At 64.9% G+C, this 16,450-nt stretch carries 16 protein-coding genes; 5 read left to right on the top strand and 11 right to left on the bottom strand.

Annotation, left to right across the window (positions count from 1 at the left end; all coding sequences use genetic code 11):
- Positions 1-16 precede the first annotated feature (16 nt).
- The gene (locus tag HYR72_19675) at positions 17-1,168 is read left to right on the top strand and encodes an acyl-CoA dehydrogenase family protein (protein MBI1817197.1); all 1,152 of its coding nucleotides are present in this window, start codon (positions 17-19) and stop codon (positions 1,166-1,168) included.
- Between the two features lie 10 nt (positions 1,169-1,178).
- On the opposite strand, the gene HYR72_19670 is transcribed toward HYR72_19675, so the two are convergent.
- The 4 genes from HYR72_19670 to HYR72_19655 are packed head-to-tail and all read right to left on the bottom strand — an operon-like array spanning position 1,179 to position 6,131.
- On the bottom strand, positions 1,179-2,546 hold the full coding sequence (locus HYR72_19670) for an insulinase family protein (GenBank protein ID MBI1817196.1): 1,368 nt from the start codon (positions 2,544-2,546) through the stop codon (positions 1,179-1,181).
- Positions 2,546-3,928 carry an insulinase family protein gene (locus HYR72_19665; protein MBI1817195.1) on the bottom strand — a complete coding sequence of 461 codons (1,383 nt, stop codon included), beginning with the start codon at positions 3,926-3,928 and terminating at the stop codon, positions 2,546-2,548. Before HYR72_19665 ends, HYR72_19670 begins: the two co-directional genes overlap by 1 nt.
- 56 nt (positions 3,929-3,984) lie before the next feature.
- The gene (locus tag HYR72_19660) at positions 3,985-5,514 is read right to left on the bottom strand and encodes a GMC family oxidoreductase (GenBank protein ID MBI1817194.1); all 1,530 of its coding nucleotides are present in this window, start codon (positions 5,512-5,514) and stop codon (positions 3,985-3,987) included.
- Positions 5,511-6,131 (bottom strand): twin-arginine translocation signal domain-containing protein, encoded by a 621-nt coding sequence (locus tag HYR72_19655; GenBank protein ID MBI1817193.1) that lies wholly within the window; start codon positions 6,129-6,131, stop codon positions 5,511-5,513. Before HYR72_19655 ends, HYR72_19660 begins: the two co-directional genes overlap by 4 nt.
- 154 nt (positions 6,132-6,285) lie before the next feature.
- Between HYR72_19655 and HYR72_19650 the strand changes: the two genes are divergently transcribed.
- A complete protein-coding gene (locus HYR72_19650; protein MBI1817192.1) occupies positions 6,286-6,633 on the top strand; it encodes a zinc ribbon domain-containing protein in 348 nt (115 codons plus the stop codon).
- Between the two features lie 16 nt (positions 6,634-6,649).
- On the opposite strand, the gene HYR72_19645 is transcribed toward HYR72_19650, so the two are convergent.
- The 3 genes from HYR72_19645 to HYR72_19635 are packed head-to-tail and all read right to left on the bottom strand — an operon-like array spanning position 6,650 to position 9,692.
- Positions 6,650-7,525, bottom strand: coding sequence for a YicC family protein (locus HYR72_19645; GenBank protein ID MBI1817191.1), 876 nt, complete (start codon positions 7,523-7,525; stop codon positions 6,650-6,652).
- A gap of 2 nt (positions 7,526-7,527) precedes the next feature.
- Entirely contained in the window at positions 7,528-8,514 is a 987-nt protein-coding gene (gene rfaE1 / locus HYR72_19640) for a D-glycero-beta-D-manno-heptose-7-phosphate kinase (protein MBI1817190.1), read from the bottom strand.
- Positions 8,511-9,692 (bottom strand): glycosyltransferase family 4 protein, encoded by a 1,182-nt coding sequence (locus HYR72_19635; GenBank protein MBI1817189.1) that lies wholly within the window; start codon positions 9,690-9,692, stop codon positions 8,511-8,513. The genes rfaE1 and HYR72_19635 overlap by 4 nt, the downstream gene beginning before the upstream one ends.
- 39 nt (positions 9,693-9,731) lie before the next feature.
- Between HYR72_19635 and HYR72_19630 the strand changes: the two genes are divergently transcribed.
- Positions 9,732-10,616, top strand: a complete 885-nt coding sequence (locus HYR72_19630) for a glycosyltransferase family 2 protein (GenBank protein ID MBI1817188.1) — start codon at positions 9,732-9,734, stop codon at positions 10,614-10,616.
- Here HYR72_19630 and HYR72_19625 read toward each other — a convergent pair.
- On the bottom strand, positions 10,595-11,629 hold the full coding sequence (locus HYR72_19625; GenBank protein ID MBI1817187.1) for a glycosyltransferase family 9 protein: 1,035 nt from the start codon (positions 11,627-11,629) through the stop codon (positions 10,595-10,597). The genes HYR72_19630 and HYR72_19625 overlap by 22 nt on opposite strands.
- Positions 11,630-11,683: 54 nt before the next feature.
- Here HYR72_19625 and HYR72_19620 point away from each other — a divergent pair, with 54 nt between their 5' ends.
- Positions 11,684-12,277: a class I SAM-dependent methyltransferase gene (locus HYR72_19620; protein MBI1817186.1), complete on the top strand. Its 594-nt coding sequence runs from the start codon at positions 11,684-11,686 to the stop codon at positions 12,275-12,277.
- 9 nt (positions 12,278-12,286) lie between these two features.
- Positions 12,287-13,180 carry a glycosyltransferase family 2 protein gene (locus HYR72_19615; protein ID MBI1817185.1) on the top strand — a complete coding sequence of 298 codons (894 nt, stop codon included), beginning with the start codon at positions 12,287-12,289 and terminating at the stop codon, positions 13,178-13,180.
- Between the two features lie 131 nt (positions 13,181-13,311).
- Here HYR72_19615 and HYR72_19610 read toward each other — a convergent pair whose 3' ends face one another.
- The 3 genes from HYR72_19610 to waaF are packed head-to-tail and all read right to left on the bottom strand — an operon-like array spanning position 13,312 to position 16,381.
- A complete protein-coding gene (locus HYR72_19610) occupies positions 13,312-14,577 on the bottom strand; it encodes a DUF2029 domain-containing protein (protein MBI1817184.1) in 1,266 nt (421 codons plus the stop codon).
- Entirely contained in the window at positions 14,574-15,326 is a 753-nt protein-coding gene (locus tag HYR72_19605) for a hypothetical protein (protein ID MBI1817183.1), read from the bottom strand. The genes HYR72_19610 and HYR72_19605 overlap by 4 nt, the downstream gene beginning before the upstream one ends.
- Positions 15,323-16,381 carry a lipopolysaccharide heptosyltransferase II gene (gene waaF / locus HYR72_19600; GenBank protein ID MBI1817182.1) on the bottom strand — a complete coding sequence of 353 codons (1,059 nt, stop codon included), beginning with the start codon at positions 16,379-16,381 and terminating at the stop codon, positions 15,323-15,325. The genes HYR72_19605 and waaF overlap by 4 nt, the downstream gene beginning before the upstream one ends.
- Between the last annotated feature and the right edge of the window lie 69 nt (positions 16,382-16,450).

Genomic DNA, 16,450 nt, shown 5'->3' with positions numbered 1-16,450 from the left:
CACCAAGGAGGGATTCGTGAGTACATCCGTCGAGCTCCGCGAGGAACTCCTCGCCACCATCCGCCGTTTCGTCGAGCGCGACGTCCTGCCCGTCGCCAGCGAACTCGAACATCGCAACGAGTATCCCCACGCACTGGTCGCCAAGCTGAAGGAACTCGGCTTGTTCGGCGCGACGATTCCGGCCGAGTACGGCGGCTTGGAACTCGACGTGACCACCTACGCGATGGTGGTCGAAGAGTTGTGCAAGGGCTGGATGAGTCTCAGCGGCGTGCTCAACACGCATCTCATGCTCGCGTATCAATTGCGCACGCACGGCACCGACGAGCAGAAGCGGCGTTACCTCCCGGCGATGGCGCGCGGCGACCATCACGGCGCACTCTGTCTCACCGAGCCGCACGCCGGCAGCGACGTGCAACGCATCCGCACCACCGCCAAACGCAGCGGCGACGCGTACATCCTCAACGGCAGCAAGATGTTCATCACCAACGCGCGCTACGGTACGTTGTACGCCATCGCCGCGAAGACCGATCCCAGCGCCGACCCGCCCTACAAGGGCATCAGCATGTTCATCGGCGAGAAGGGGCCCGGTCTCACCGTCAGCCGCGACATTCACAAGCTCGGTTACAAAGGCATCGAAACCTGCGAAGTCCACTTCGAAGACTACGCCGTTCCGGCGAAAAACCTGATCGGCGGCGTCGAGGGGCAAGGCTTCATCCACGTCATGAGCGGCCTCGAAGTCGGCCGCATCAACATCGCCGCGCGCGCCGTCGGCGTCTCGCAGGCCGCCTTCGAACACGCCATTCGCTACGCCCAGCAACGCGAGACTTTTGGAAAGCCGATCTGCGAGCATCAAGCGATTCAGCTCAAGCTCGCCGACATGGCGACTAAGATCCAGGCCGCGCGCCTACTGGTGTACAGCGCCGCCGAGAAGAAGGACCGCGGCGAGCGCTGCGATGTCGAGGCCGGCATGGCGAAACTGTTCGCGTCGGAGACCTGCCTCGAAGTCGCCATCGAAGCGATGCGCGTGTTCGGCGGCTACGGCTACACGGAAGAGTTTCCGATCGAACGCTACTACCGCGACGCCCCACTCATGATCATCGGTGAAGGCACCAACGAGATCCAGCGTCTCGTGATCGCCAAGCAGCTCGTGCAGCGGTACAAGATTTAGCGCTCACTCGTCAGTGTGCGCCCGCCTCGCTGCCCTGCACGTTCGCGGCGGGCGGCGCCGTTGTCAGCGGCGTATCCTTGAGATTGGCGACCACGACGAGAATCATTTCTTCCGGATGCAGATACTGCTGCGCGACGCGCAGTACGTCCTCTTTGGTCACAGCATTGATGCGCGCGGCGTAGGTATCGGCGTAGTCACGGCCGAGGCCGTAGAACTCCACCTGCGACAGGAAGGCGGAGATTTTGCGCGTGCTGTCGAGCCGCAGTGGAAAGCTGCCGGTCAGATAACGCTTGGCCTCGCTCAGCTCGTCGTCGGCGACCGGCTCGCGGCGGATGCGTTCGAGCTCGCTACGGGCACGCGCAATCGCGTCACCGGCTGACGCGCTCTTGGTCTGCATCACCACCTCGAAACTCCCGGGCGCCTTGTTCACCGAAAACGCGCTCGACACCGAGTAGGCCAACCCGCCGCGGGTGCGGATGTTGTCGAGCAAGCGCGACGAAAAGCCGCCGCCGCCGAGGATGTAGTTCATCACCGTGATCGCGTAGTAGTCCGGATTGTCGCGGGCGACGCCGCGTTGACCGAGGATGATGTTGGCTTGCGTCAGCGGCTTGTCGATCGTCACCTCACGCTGCTCCGGGGGATGCGCCAGCGGGTAGACGAACGGTTCGCCGGCGCCGCCAATCCATTTCTGCAACGCCGTGTCGAGTAGCGGCTTGATCTCGTCCGTCGACACGTCACCGACGACGGTGACAATGGAGCGCCCGGGACGATAATACTGGCGATAGAAACTCTGGATGTCGGCACGCGTCAGTTTCGGCACCGAGTCGATGGTCCCTTCCACCGGATGCCCGTACGGTTCGCTGCCGAACAGCGCGCGTTGAAACGCGCGACTCGCCACCGTGCCGGGCTGATCCTCCGACGCGCGAATGCTGGCGAGCACCGCTTCACGCCGGCGGACCAACTCGGCATCCGCGAACGCGGGGCGCAGCAAGACATCGGCGAGCAAATCGAGTCCGGCTGGCAGATCCTTTTTCAACACTGCCAGCGACGCCCCGGCGAAATCCACGTCGGCGTTGGAATCGAGTGAGGCGCCGAGAAAATCGATCATATCGCTGATCTCGCTGGCGCTGCGTTTGGTCGTTCCTTCGGTCAACAGCTCGGAGGTCAAATTGGCGAGGCCCGCTTTGGCCGGCGGATCGAGCCGCGCCCCGGCGTCGATCGTAATCTGGATCACCACGACCGGCAGACTGCGCTGCTCCGAGACGATCAAGATCGCGCCGTTGTCGAGCGTCCCGTAGGTTGCGGGCGGCACACCGGCGTGCCCAACGGCAGCCCACTCCAGCAGCGCGACGAACGCGATCAATGCCGTGCGGCGCATTAGCGCACCATCCCCGGCGGCGGCGCTGCCGGTGGCAGTCGTTTCCCCGGCCGCGGCGGTAACGGATCGAGAACGCCCACGGTGCGGTTAGCCGCAGTGAGATACTTGGTGGCTACGCGCTGCACATCAGCAGCCGTCACCGCTTGCATTGCCGGAATGTATTGATCGACCAAGCGCCAATCGCCAGCGATCTCGTACTGCCCGAGCACGAGGCCTTGATAGAAGTCCGAATCTTGGCCGAAGATGAACGATGCCTCGATTTGATTCTTCGCCTTCTCCACCTCGCGGTCGCTGGGAGGAGTGATCTGCAGCTTCGTCACTTCCGCGAGGAGGGCCTTCTCTAGCTCGCCGACCTTCTTGCCCGGCAACGGCTGGCCGTAGAGCATGAACACGCCCGGATCGACCGAGACGTAGTCCGCGTTGCCACCGACTTCGCGGGCCAGGCGCTGGCGATAGACGAGTTCATGGTACAGCCGCGAACTCTTCCCGCCGGCTAGCACGCCAGCGAGGACCTCGATTGCCGGGGCGTCGCCGTCGTGCAGGTTGGGCACATGATACGCTACGCCCACAAACGGCAACTGCGCTTCGCGCTGCAAGACCACGCGCCGTTCGCCCTGCTGCGCCGGTTCTATCGCGCGCACTGCGGGCGGCGGCGGAGCGCTCGCGGCGATCGGCCCGAATTCTGTGGCAATCTGCGCCGCGAGCTGAGTGGCGTCAAAGTCGCCAACCGCCACCACGAGCGCGTTGTTGGGCACGTAGTAAGTGTGGAAGTAGTGCGTGAGATCGTCGAGCGTTAGTTGGCGAACGTCTTCCATCCAGCCGATCACAGGCCAGCCGTACGGGTGCGCGGTGTAGGCCGCCGCACTGATCGACTCGAACAGGGCCGATGTCGGATTGTCTTCGGTTCGCAAGCGGCGCTCTTCCATCACCACTTGCCGCTCGGGGGTGAACTGCTCCTCTGCCAGCTTGAGGTGGGCGAGGCGATCCGCTTCCAACTCGTTGACCACACCAAGGCGATCGCTCGCCATCGTCGCGAAGTAGGTCGTGTAGTCCTGCGTCGTGAACGCGTTGGTGTTGCCGCCGTTGCGCTGAATGATCTTCGAGTAGTCCTCGGGCGCGACCTTCTCGGTGCCCTTGAACATCATGTGTTCGAGCAAGTGCGACAGGCCCGTGCGGCCGAGCGTCTCGTTGCGCGAGCCGACCCGATACCAGATCTGGAAGACAGCCACCGGGGCCTTGTGGTCTTCGAGCAACAACATCTTGAGGCCGTTGGGCAACACTTGCTCATGCACCCGCTCGGCATACGTCGCCGCGAACGTCCGCGAGGTGAGCGCCGCGCACAGCAGCACAGCGAGGAGAAGACTTCGACTCGTTCTACGCATAGGGTCGGGACAGTACCGACGCGGTCTGGGTGGGTCAAGACAGGACAGCGACACCGCTATCCGAAGTATCGGCGTGCGTTGCTCGCGATGTAGCGCGCCGTGCGTCGGGCGAACGCCATCACCGAGAGCTGTGGCGGCACCGCGATCGCGGTTGGGAAGATGCTGGCGTCGGCAACGAACAGGGCGCGAATATCGTGGGCCTCTCCGAACGGATTAACGACCGAGCGCTTCTGATTGCTGCCCATCCGCATCGATCCTTGCGGGTGCAACGACCACAGCATGGGATCGTTGGCCCGCGCGCTGCGTTCGTCGAGCCCGCGATAGTCACCGCGCCGCGTCAGCTCGACCAAATCGGTAAACGGCAGCACGACGCGCTCGGCCCCGGCGGCGAAATAGACATCGGCCAGGCGGCGCAGCCCCTCGATCAACACGGCGCGATCGTCGTCGTTCAGTTGATAACTGACCGCCGGCCGCCCGCTGCTATCCAGTTCCACACTGCCGCTCGATCGGTCGCGCAGCATCACCGCCGCGAGGCTGAGGCGGGGATAGCTCTCCATCAAACCCCGATGATCGGCACCGAACCCCGGCAGCATCGAGGCCAAGGCGACCGGGTGTACGGTGATCGGCGCCAGCAGGAAGCCGCCTTCGGCTGGGTCATGCGGATTGAGAAATTCGTCAACCACGACGCTCTGCGGAATTCCGCGCCACGACGCCACCTCATCGGCAAACACGCCGGCAACCACAGCCTGGGGGTGGAGATGGAGGTTGCGCCCGACTTGCTGATTCGCGTTGGGCAAGCGGCTGCGCAGCCACACCTGCGGTGAGCCCAACGCACCGGCAGCCAGAACCACCACCTTCGCGCGCACAGTCAACTTCGCGGCGCCACCCGCGGTGCGCAGGAACGTGCCGCTGACGCCCACCGCGCGCGCGTTGTCGATCGTGATCGACTCCACTTGGCAGTCGGGCACAATGATCGCGCCCCGTTGCGAGGCCCAACGCAGATGCGTAGTGAGCGCATCGGTCTTGCGATCGTACGCACACCCGAGCGCGCAGAACCCGCAGCCAACGCAGTCGACTCGATTGTGAGCGACACGGAGGTGATGGAAACCCAGCCGTTCGGCTCCCGCTTGGACGATACGGTTGTTCTGGTTGACTTGCTCCGCCGTCAGCTCGACAACCTGCAGCTCTTGTTCGATCCGCTCGAAGTGCGGACTCATCTCGAACGCGCCGACACCGGGGATGGCGAGCGTGTCGCGCCACGAGTCGAGAATCGCGCGCGGCGGGCGCGCGCACACGCAAAAGCTGGTCACGGTAGAGCCGCCGAGCGCACGGCCCTGCGAGATCAACACCGTCGAGTCGGTCGCAACGCGTACGCCAGCCTCTTGATAGAGGCGCGAGTACATTTCGTCTTCCCGCTGCGAGAAGTCGCGACTGGAGTGATACGCCCCTTCTTCAACCACAACGACGGAGCGGCCCGCGTTGGCGAGTTCCCAGGCCACCACGGCACCGCCGGCACCGGAGCCGGCGACGCACACGTCCACGGCAAGATCGACATCACGATCGACAGTGGTGGAGTCGAGAATCACGACGGAACTCGCAGGTTCGTCAATGGGGTTACCGGTTCATTCTCACCATGCGCGAGCACGTCTTTGCGACCCAGCCACGGTCCGTCGTAGCCCAGCGCGGTCCACGTCGTCGGATCGGGATAGAGGCCGGCGGACGCCAGGGCCTTGAGTGCGCGAAAGACCACACGGCGCGCTCCGAGCGTGCTGCGCATCCAGCCGTCGAGGTAGTGGTCCTTGTCGGCATCCGAGAGCATGGTGAAGCGCTTGCGCTGCAGATCGAACAGCGCGGTGCCGTGCTCGAAGACGCGCAGCATGATGCGCAGCTGCTGTTGCGCATCAGCGTCCCACGCGGCGAGCCAGCCATCGAGGCGCGCTGCGACGTCAACCTGATCCGCGCCCGCGCCAATGCCGCCGACCACGCCAAGCAGCCGCTCAGCCGTTTGGTTGACGATCGCATACTCCTTCGCGGTGAAGAAGCGCAGGGGAGTGCGCAGCTTCGGATAGCGCGAGCAGCCACCCGGCAGCAACGCGCCGACGCTCAGCAGCGCCACGCCCGCCGCACTGCCCTTGAGAAACCGGCGCCGATCCAGCGGCGTCCCGATCAGATCGGCGAGTTCCTTGAAGCCATCAGTATGCATCGGCGGCGGGACACTAGGTGCGAGGTGGTGGAGAGTCAAGACAGTGCGGAATGCGGAGTGCGGAATGCGGAATGAAGACTTCTGGAATTCCGCATTCCGCACTCGCACGCAACCGACGGCTCTGGTAGGTGAAGCGCGCCAGTGGAGTTGAAAGATGCCGATCTACGAATACCGCTGCCGCAAGTGTGGGAAGCGCTTCAGCGTGTTGACGTTGCGTGTCAGCGAAACGCCGAAGCCCGAGTGCACCAAGTGCGGCGGCACGGCGGCAGACCGACTGCTGTCACGCTTCGCCATGCCGAAGTCGGAAGACGCCCGGCTCGAGTCGCTCGCCGATCCGAGCAAACTCAGCGGCGTCGACGAGAACGATCCCAAGAGCGTCGCGCGCTGGATGCGCAAAATGGGCAAAGAAATGGGCGACGACGGCGGCGGTGACGACTTCGGCGAGATGATGGACGAGATGGAAGCCGGCGAAGGCAGCAATGACGGGGGAGACGAGCTGTAGCTCAAGCGTCGCGCCGTCACTCCACGTTCTGCGCTTGCTCGCGCAGTTTTTCGGCTTCCCCTTTGGCGGCGATGCTGAGGTTGGTCATCTCGATATCCGCGCTCTTGGACGCAATGGTGTTGATCTCGCGGTGAATCTCTTGCAACAGGAAGTCGAGCTGGCGCCCGGCTGGCTCCTTCGACGCAAACGCCTGCTCCATCGCTTCGAGATGGCTGTCCAAGCGCACGAGTTCTTCGGTGATGTCGGCGCGCTCCGCCAGGATCGCCACTTCCTGCAGCAACCGTTCCTCGTTGACGGGCACGCCATCGAGCAGCTCCCGCATGCGGTCGCGCAATCGACGAGTGAGTGCGGGAGCCACGCGCGCGGCTTGCGCCCGCATGCGACGTTCGATCTGGCGTAGATGTTTCACGCGCTTGGCTAGATCGCGCGCGAGGCTGCGCCCTTCCCGCTCACGATCGTGATTGAATTTCGCGAGCGCATCGCTCAAACCGCCCCGCACCACCGCGATCTCACTCTGCGGATCGCCGCGCCGCTCCACGACGCGCAGCACGTCGGGCCGAGCCATCACCATCGCCAACTCGATCTGTCCCCCGAGTCCGAGCGCGGCTTGCAGATCACGTAGGCCGCGCATGTAGGCTTGCGCCAACGTTTGATTGATCTCGACGCTGATCTCACCGGCCGCGCTGCTGTTGCGGTTGATCGAGACATCCACCTTGCCGCGTCCAACCACGGCTTGCACAGCGGCGCGCAGGTCCTTCTCCCACGGCATATACTCGCGCGGCATGTTCAGCTTCACGTCGAGGAAGCGCTGATTCACCGAACGGACCTCGATCGTAATGCGCCGGCCATCAGCTTCAACGATGGCCTGGCCAAATCCAGTCATGCTCCGCATGCTCACACCTTCACGTGCCGCAGTTCCGCGCGCAATGTCGGCAACGAGACGGTCGCCGTGCCCACTTCACCCACCACAATTCCGGCCGCGTGATTCGCCAGCACCGCCGCGTCCTCGAAGCTCGCCCCGGCCCCGAGCGCGAGCGCACACGTCGCCACCACCGTGTCGCCCGCACCGGTCACATCGAACACATGGCGCGCCACGGTTGGGATGTGGCGCACTCCGCCGGTGTGTTTGAACAGCGACATCCCGTGCTCGCCGCGTGTAATCAACACCGCTTCCGCCTGCCAGCGCTTGAGCAGCACCGCCCCGGCTTCACGCAGGGTCGCCTCGTCGTGAATCTCTACACCGGCGGCGTCGCTCGCTTCGGCTGCATTGGGCGTCACCAGGCTCGCGCCGCGGTAATGCGCGAAGTTCTGTTTTTTCGGATCGATGATCACGCGCACGCGCCCTGTCGCGCGCGCGGCGGCCAGCATCTCAAGCACCGCGGGCGAGACGACGCCTTTGCCATAGTCCGACACGATCACCACATCGAATTCGCGCAGGTGGCGCGCGAGGTAGTGCTGCACGCGTGCCCCGAGCGCGGCGGTGCGTTGCGGCGGTGGATCACGATCGAGTCGCACGACCTGTTGCTGGTGCGCCACGATGCGCGTCTTGCGCGTGGTTTCAACCGTTCGACTCGCAACCACGCCGGCCGTGCTCGCTCCGATACGACGCAACAGTCCAACCAACCGTCTCCCGGCCGCATCGCTACCCACGACGCCACACGTGGTAGCGCGCCCCTCCAGCGCGCGCAGGTTGTGGACGACATTGGCGGCGCCACCCAGGCGGAAGTCCTCTTCCGTCACGCGCACCACGGGTACTGGCGCTTCGGGCGAGATGCGATCCACACGGCCACGGATGAATTGGTCGAGGATGACGTCTCCGATGACCAACACCCGCACGCTGTGAAAGCGGCGCAGTAGCCGCATGGCCGCCGCCCGCGTCATGGGGCCGCCCGCTGTACTGACGGATGAAGGCGCAGACTTTCGTAGTAGCTAACGAACTCACGCGCCATACGAGCGCTGGTGAACTGCTGCTCGACGCGCTCACGCCCGCGCTGGCCCAGTTGCGCGCGGCGCGCGGCGTTACCAAGCAGGTTCGCTAACGCGGTCGCCAGCGCGCGGGGATCGGCCGGCGGTACCAGCAGCCCGGTGACGCCGTGGGCAACGATCTCCGGCGTGCCCGACACGCGGGTCGCAACGACCGGCAACCGCGAGGCCATCGCTTCCATGATCGCCATTGGCAACCCTTCCGCCAGCGACGGCAGCACGAACAGGTCAGCTGCGGCCAACACCTGCGCCATTTGCGCACTAAAGCCAGGCATGAGGATGTGCTCCTCCAGCCCCGCCGCGCGGACTTGCGCGGCGAGCGCCGCCCGCTGCGAGCCGTCGCCGCAAAAGACAAAACGCGCTCGCGGTCCGCTGCGCTTGTGCAACTCCGCTATCGCGTCGATTAGAAACCGATGGCCTTTGCGTGTTTCGAGCACCGCCGCGGTAACTGCCACCACCTCGTCGTCCGCAACCCCCCAGACTCGCCGTTGTTCCCGACGCTCGTCTGCGGATGCCGGAAACGGCGTCGCATCGATGCCAAGGTAGATCACCCTCACCCGCAGTGGCTCAACGCCCACGCCGAGCAACGACCCGCGGACGGCTTCGCAGATCGCAATCACCCCGTCGACGGCCGAGTTGAACAAGAACGCGTTGCGGGGCGGGTAGTCCATATGGCGGGTGACCACAAACGACCGGTGTGCGCGCGGCAGCCACAAGCTCATCGCGTGCGCGTGCGCGGTGTGGAAGTGGACTATGTTGGGCGCCACGACGCGAAGCACCTGTCGCAGACGCACGACCGCGCGCACATCGAGCGCGTTGCGAACCGCCACCGGAACCGTCGCGAAGCCCTCCGCCTCCAACGCGCGCTCAAGCGGCCCACCGGGATGGCACGCCACCATCTGCTTGGCGCCCAGCTCTTGAATGCGACGGCACAGTTCCACCAGATGAACTTGGCCTCCGCCCCAGCGGCGCTCGGGGTCAACGTGCAAGATCGACAGCATCGTGAGGTCAGAAATCACACCGGTACGGCTCAGCGCAAGTGCTCGCGAGATTCCGAACGCCGATTCAGTTCGCATTGACCCGTTCCAGCGCCTGCGGTACAGCCGCCGTCACCCATGCGGATCAGCGGCTTCTCGTTCGTACGCAACGCCATCGAGTTGTACTACCCGGTGGTGGAATCGATCCGCTCGATCCTGCCCATTTGCGACGAGTTCGTCATTGCCGCGGGCGATTCGACCGACGGCACCACCGAACTTTTGCGCTCGATCGACGATCCCAAAGTCAAAATCATCGAGACCGTATGGGACCGCAACCTCTTCAAGCGCGGCGCGATCAACGCGCAGCAAACCAACATCGCGCTCGACGCTTGCACGGGCGACTGGTGTTTCTATGTCCAGGCCGATGAGGTCGTGCACGAGCGCTACCTGCCCGCTCTGCACGCGCGCATGGAGACCTATCTCGCCGATGATCGCATCGAGGGATTGCTGTTCGACTACGTCCACTTCTTCGCCGACTACGAGCACTACCACACCTCGCACACCTGGTACCGGCGCGAGGTGCGCATCGTTCGCAACCGAATCGGGGCGCGCTCATGGAAGAGTGCGCAGGGTTTCCGCTTCGCCGATGGGCGCAAGTTGCACGTCGCGCACGCCGACGCCGCCATCTACCACTACGGTTGGGTGCGCCCGCCGCGCAACATGACGCGTAAGCGCATCGCCTTCGTCACGATTCACGAGGGCGCCGAGACCGCACAGCAGAAGTTCCCCGACGCCAATGCCAGTTTCGACTTCGGCCTACTCAAAGGGCGCACACGCTTCAGCGGTACGCATCCGGCGGTGATGCAGGCGCGGATCGAAGAGAAGAACTGGACGGTGCACGCCAGCCCCGAGTCGACGCAACGACACGACCGGCTATCGGAGCGCGCGCTCAGCTTCGTCGAGCAACGCATCCTCGGCTTCAAGGTCGGTGAACACCGGAACTATATCTTGCTTCCGTCGTGAGTCCGCTCTGCCAGCCCGGCGTCGATTTGCGCCAACACCGCCGCGGGTGTGATCGACTGCATGCACACTCGGCCAATCGGACACGTCTTCCGGTAGCACGGCACGCACTTCGCCTCACCCTGAACAATCAGGTGCTCTGATCCGTACGGCGCCGACCGCTTCGGGCTGGTGGCTCCCCACAGCGAAACGACCGGGCACCCCATCGCGGCGGCAATGTGCATCGGGCCGGAGTCCGGCCCGATCGCGACGCTGCTGCGTGCGAACAGCGCAACGAGGTCGCGCAAGCGCGTGCGGCCGGCCAAGTTGATTACTGGCACGCCCGCGAGACCTGCGATCTCGTCAGCGAACGCCACCTCACTCGCCACCCCCACCAACACCGGCTGCAACCCACGCGCTGATACCTGACGCACGACTTCGGCACTCGCGGCCGCAAACCAGAAGCGGCTCGGCCACGTCGAGCCGACGAACATCGGCGCCAGCGGCCCCGACGCGCCGTCGAGTAGCTCGTCGACATGGGCGCGCTCTTCGTCCGTCGGAGCAAGGCCGAACGTGATCGCGGTCGCGGACAACTCCAACACATCGGCGAACGCGAGATACTGGCGCCACTTCAAGCTGAAGTGCTCCATCGGCGGCAGGTGATGCGTATTGAACAACCAGTTCGCTTCGTTGCTGTTGGAGCGATCAAAGCCGAGCCGCACCGGCGCACGCGACGCGAAGCTGACCACGCCGCTCTTGAGATGGCGCTGGAGATCGAGCGTCAGATCGGCACCGAATGCGCGCACCTGACGCAGAAAGGGTGCAAACGCGCGCGCCCCGCGTGCCCGGTCGAAGACAATGCGCTGGTCGATCGCCGGGTGGCCTTCGAGCAAGGGCGCGGCGATCGGCTCGACCGCCCAGGCGATGGATGCCTGCGGATAGGCGGCGCGCACGCGATTCAGCAACGGCAGTGCGCGCACCACGTCACCGATGGCGCCGTGGAGCACAAACAAGATGCGGTCGGCGGAGACCTTCATGTTGTTGTTCGCATCAAGCTTGCGGCGCTGCCGAACCCCACGCTATGAACGCCCGTGACCCATGACACCATGCGACCCAGGCGGCATACGTTGGATGTGGGCTGTGGCCGGAGCAAGCGCGCTGGCGCAATCGGCGTCGACCTCTTCCCGGTTGCCGGCGTGGACGTCGTCGCCGACGCGGATCGGCCGCCGCTGCCATTTCGCGATGATACCTTCGACGAGGTGAACGCCTCCCACATCATCGAGCACGTCCAGTCGCTACCGGACTTCATGGGTGAGATCCATCGCGTGGCACGCCCGGGCGCTTTGGTCTGCATCGCAACGCCACACTTCTCCTGGATTGCCTCATGGACTGATCCGACCCACCGCTGGCACTTGAGCACGCGCACGTTCATGTACTTTACCGAAGGACACTTCTCCGCTCATTACACCCATGCACGCTATCGGTGCGTGTCGCTGACCGTGTCGATGCCAAGGGTGTGGCGCCGCCTCGGCTTGCAAATCCTGCTGAACCTCGAGAATCGCCACCGCGGGTTCCGCTTCGTCCGCAAGTTCTGGGAAGAGTATCTCGCTTTCATCATCCGGGCAAAAGAGATGCGCGCGGTGCTCGAAGTCGTCAAGGACCCTCCGGGCGCGACGGACCGCTGACCACGAGCCATGGAGTCCACGGATGTCGAGCGCGACCCGGCGCTCGCAGGCGGCGTCAGCATCGTGATCGCGGTCCTCAATCAGCTCGACTACACCCGTGAGTGTCTCTCCAGCATCCGGGCGTGCACCGACCTGCCGCACGAAGTCATCATTGTCGACAACGGTAGCCGCGATGGCAGCGCTGAGGTCTGCGCCGCAGCCGGCTGCCGCGTCATTCGCAACGAACAGAACCTCGGCTGTGCACGCGCGTGGAACCAGGGCATCCGCGCTGCGCGGGCGCCGCTGATCCTCATCATGAACAACGATATCGTTGTCTCTGCGGGTTGGCTGGGCGCGCTCGCGGAGTTCCAACAGCGCACCGGTGCCGCAGTGGTCAGTCCGGCTGTCATCAACGGCTCGGCCGACTACGAACTCGCCACGATGGCAGCCCAATACCGTCACCGATTCGGGGATCGTTGGCGGCCGGGTTGGCGCGGCGAATGTTTCCTCGTGCCGCGCGCGGTCTACGACCAAGTCGGGCTGTTCGACGAACGCTTCGTCGGCGGTGGTTTCGAGGACGACGACTTTGACATCCGGCTACGCCGCGCGCGTTTGCGCACGGCAATCACCGGCGCAGCGTTGATCCATCACTTCAGCCAAGTGACCCAACGCGCACTAGCCGGCACAGCATGGAAGCGCGTGAAGAACCCGAACAAGACGCTGCTCGAGTCGAAGTGGGGGTGGCGCCTGCGTCTGCGCCGCGTTCGGAAGGAACTTGAGAAGCTGTGGCACAGGATGCGTGCACCCGCCTTCCGCGGTCGCGATCCGTACGATGTGCTGGTGGTCTGGGGTGACGAGCGCGTCGACCTCGACGCCGGCGTAAAGCGGCTGCGGCCGGCAGCCGGCGCGATCGCTCCGCGCTAGTCCTAGCGTCCTGCCTCGCAAATGTCAGTGACATGCGGCCTTCTCTGAAGCGTAGGGGCGATGCATGCATCGCCCTCCGTCTTCTCCGCAGTGGGTGCATCACTTCGCTGCGGGCGACGCATGCGTCGCCCCTACAGGAAACGGGACCGCCGACTGATGAGCCACAGCACTCCGCTCAGGAGCACCAGCACCGACACGGTCACTGCCGACGACATCTCCAGCATTCCTGCCACGCTCTTGCCTACCAGCCCGGGCGACGGAAGCGCGCCGAGCGCGACCGACAATGCGAGAATCCAGCCCACCCGTCGCTGTATGTGCGGATCGGCATCCGGCACGCGCCACGCGGCGAACAGCAGCGTATGCGGCAACAGCAACACCACCAGGTACGCCTTCCAAGTTAGCGGACCGAACAAGGCGGAGACGATGAACACGACGCTCCATTCTGCAACGGTGCGCCACTCGTCATCGTGCTCTGCGCGAAAACACCACAAGGCCGCGAGTGTGATCGCCACCAGAGTCAGCGCTGAAACGATTGTCACTATCGCCGCGCCCGACTCGGGCACATCGTTCATGCCGTCGACCGTGAACGGCCACATGCCGTGACCGAGCAATCGATCCCACATCGCAAACACCGATTGATTCATCTTGCCGACGCCCCAGCCGACCGCAACCGCCGCGCGCCACGCTGCCACGTAGTCCCAGAAGCGATTCCAACCGAACAGCAACATCGGACTAAGCGACAGCAACGCCGTCGCGACTGCGGTGGCGATCGCCTCACGCCAGCGACGCCGGTAGGCGAGGTAGGGAATGAACACCACCGGCATGACCTTCATCGCCGCGGCGCACCCAAGCGCGGCGCTGCCGAGCAGCCAACGACCACGCCGTTGCCAGTACAGGCCGCCCAACGCGAGCGCGAAGATCACGATGTTGACCTGCAGGTGATCGAAGTTACCACTCACGTAGCGATCAGTGATAAGCAATGGCATCAGCATCTCCGGCGCCGCCAACGAGGTCCCGGTGGACTCGCTGGCGCGCAGGCTGAGCGCGCGGCCATAGACCAGCCGGCAAATGAGATGCAGCACGAGCAGCAACAACCCGATGTTGAGGAGGAGCCAAACGCCTCGCGCCAGATACGGGGTCGGTGTCGCCAACACGGCGAGCGGCACGCACAACAGACTGAAGAACGGCGGCCACGTGTTCAGCCCCGGCGGCGCGTCACGGTAAATGTGAGCGCCGCTCCGCACCAAGTCGCCGACCACAACGTAGCCAGCGAAGTCGCCCGGCCGCTGGATCCACACAACGCAGCCGATCACCGCATACGCCAACAGTGCGCGCAGAATCCATCGCCGCCCGGCTGCACTGGTGAGCCACGCCGCCACTTGCGCCCGCATACTCACGTCCCGTCCGCTACGCCGATGGCTCGCAGCGCCTCGATGCATTCGCCAGTGACGATTCGTGACGATGAATCGAGACGGTGCACCGAGCGGAGCAGCCGCGCGAGCGCCGCCTGGCGATCCCGATCAAACGCCGGCCGCAGTCGCACACCGTCGCAGTCGATGATCATCACCTCGACTCCGGCTGCCCCGCGCCGCACCAAGTAGTTCTGCAGATTCAGATCAGGATGAATGGCACCGGCATCGTGGAGCCGGCGTGTCACCTGTGCAGCCACCGCGCAGATGCGCACTCGCTCACTCGCACCGATCGAGTTGAGGTACTGCCACAGATTGACCGCCTGCGGGACTTCGCGGCTGATGACCGCGCCTTGATAGCAGCCAGGCGCGCGCCAGTTCACCGCCGCACCGAGTACTTCGACCGTCGGCACGCCACGCGCGCGGATGATCTCGGCGACCGCCAATTCACTGAACGGGCGCGGCTCGAAGCCGAGATACAGGCCGCGATTGAAGCGGCCGACCCAGCCGCCACGGCGACCTGGCCTCAGCACGACCGCCAGCGAAGGCGCCAGGTCGAACACCGCAATGCCGCCGCGGCCACCGGCGAGTGACCGCGAGGCCACCGGCATCGCATTCGCTGCCCATTGTTGGAGCAATTCGAGGACGGGCGCGCGCACATCGGTGCGCACCTCCATCTCAACCCGCCCGTCCCGGATCAACTCGAAACCACGGGGCAGCTCGCGCCGCGCGCTCACGGAGCAACCAAGTGAGGGCGCGCCACCACGCGCGCATCGAGAAGGCGGCGCGCCGCCGCGAGTACCGTCGCTGCATTGATCCCGACCATGCACGCGTGGGTCGCGATCGGACAGACGGCGGCACCATGGCGACCGCACGGCCGACAATCGAGATCGTCACGCTGCACCACGGTCGCGCGAACGCTGTACGGACCATAGCCTTGCTGCGGATGCGTCGGGCCGAATACCGCGACCACCGGGATGTCACGCGCGACCGCGATGTGCATCGGCGCGCTGTCGTTGCACAGCAATACTTGGACACGATCGATCGCCGCCACCAACATGCCCACGTCGGTGCGACCCACCAGGTTCAGCGCGACGCCACCAGCCATTTGGTTAACCCGGTCAGCGATCCCACCCTCGTTCGGTGCGCCGAACAGGAGCACGCCATAGCCTTCGGCGGCGAGTGAGCGCACTGCCTCGGCGTAGCCTTCGACTGTCCATCGTTTCGTCGCCCACGTCGATCCCGGGGCGATTCCAACGAGTGGCTGCTGTTCGCCAACGTTCGCCTCCCGCAACAACGCCGCGACACGATCGCACGCGCTGCTGGTCGGTACCACCAACAGCCGTGGCGACCCCTGCTTAGGATCGATGCCTAGCGCCGATACGATCGACAGATTGCGTTCCACGTCGTGACAGGTCGGGTCGCGATTCACGCGCTCAGGATAAAGAAACCAGCCCGCACTTTGGCGGAAGCCGACTCGTCGCGGCACCCCGGCCAGCGCGAGCAGCACGGCGGTACGCAGAGACTTGTGGAGTGCGACCGCGAGATCAAAGCGTTCAGCACGCAGTCGCGCGCGCAATCGCATGAGACCGCGCAGCCCGCGGTCGGCACCGCGCTTGTCGTCAACCAGCACCGCATCAACGTGCGGATGACCCGCGAGCACGGCAGCCGCCTCGGGTCGCAGCCACGCGGTGAGGTGACTCTCGGGCCAGCGCCGTTTGAGTGCCGCGAACACCGGAGTGCTCAGCACCACGTCGCCGAGGAAGCTGGTCTGGGCAACTACGATGCGCATGGCGGGCGGCGTGAGTGGTGAGTCGTGACTCGTGAATTGTCCCGATGTAGACGTGTCCCAAGCTCGGCT

It is taken from the genome of Deltaproteobacteria bacterium (genome assembly GCA_016178705.1).
Taxonomy (GTDB): Bacteria; Desulfobacterota; Binatia; order HRBIN30; family JACQVA1; genus JACOST01.
This window is presented reverse-complemented; position numbering and strand designations above follow the sequence as displayed.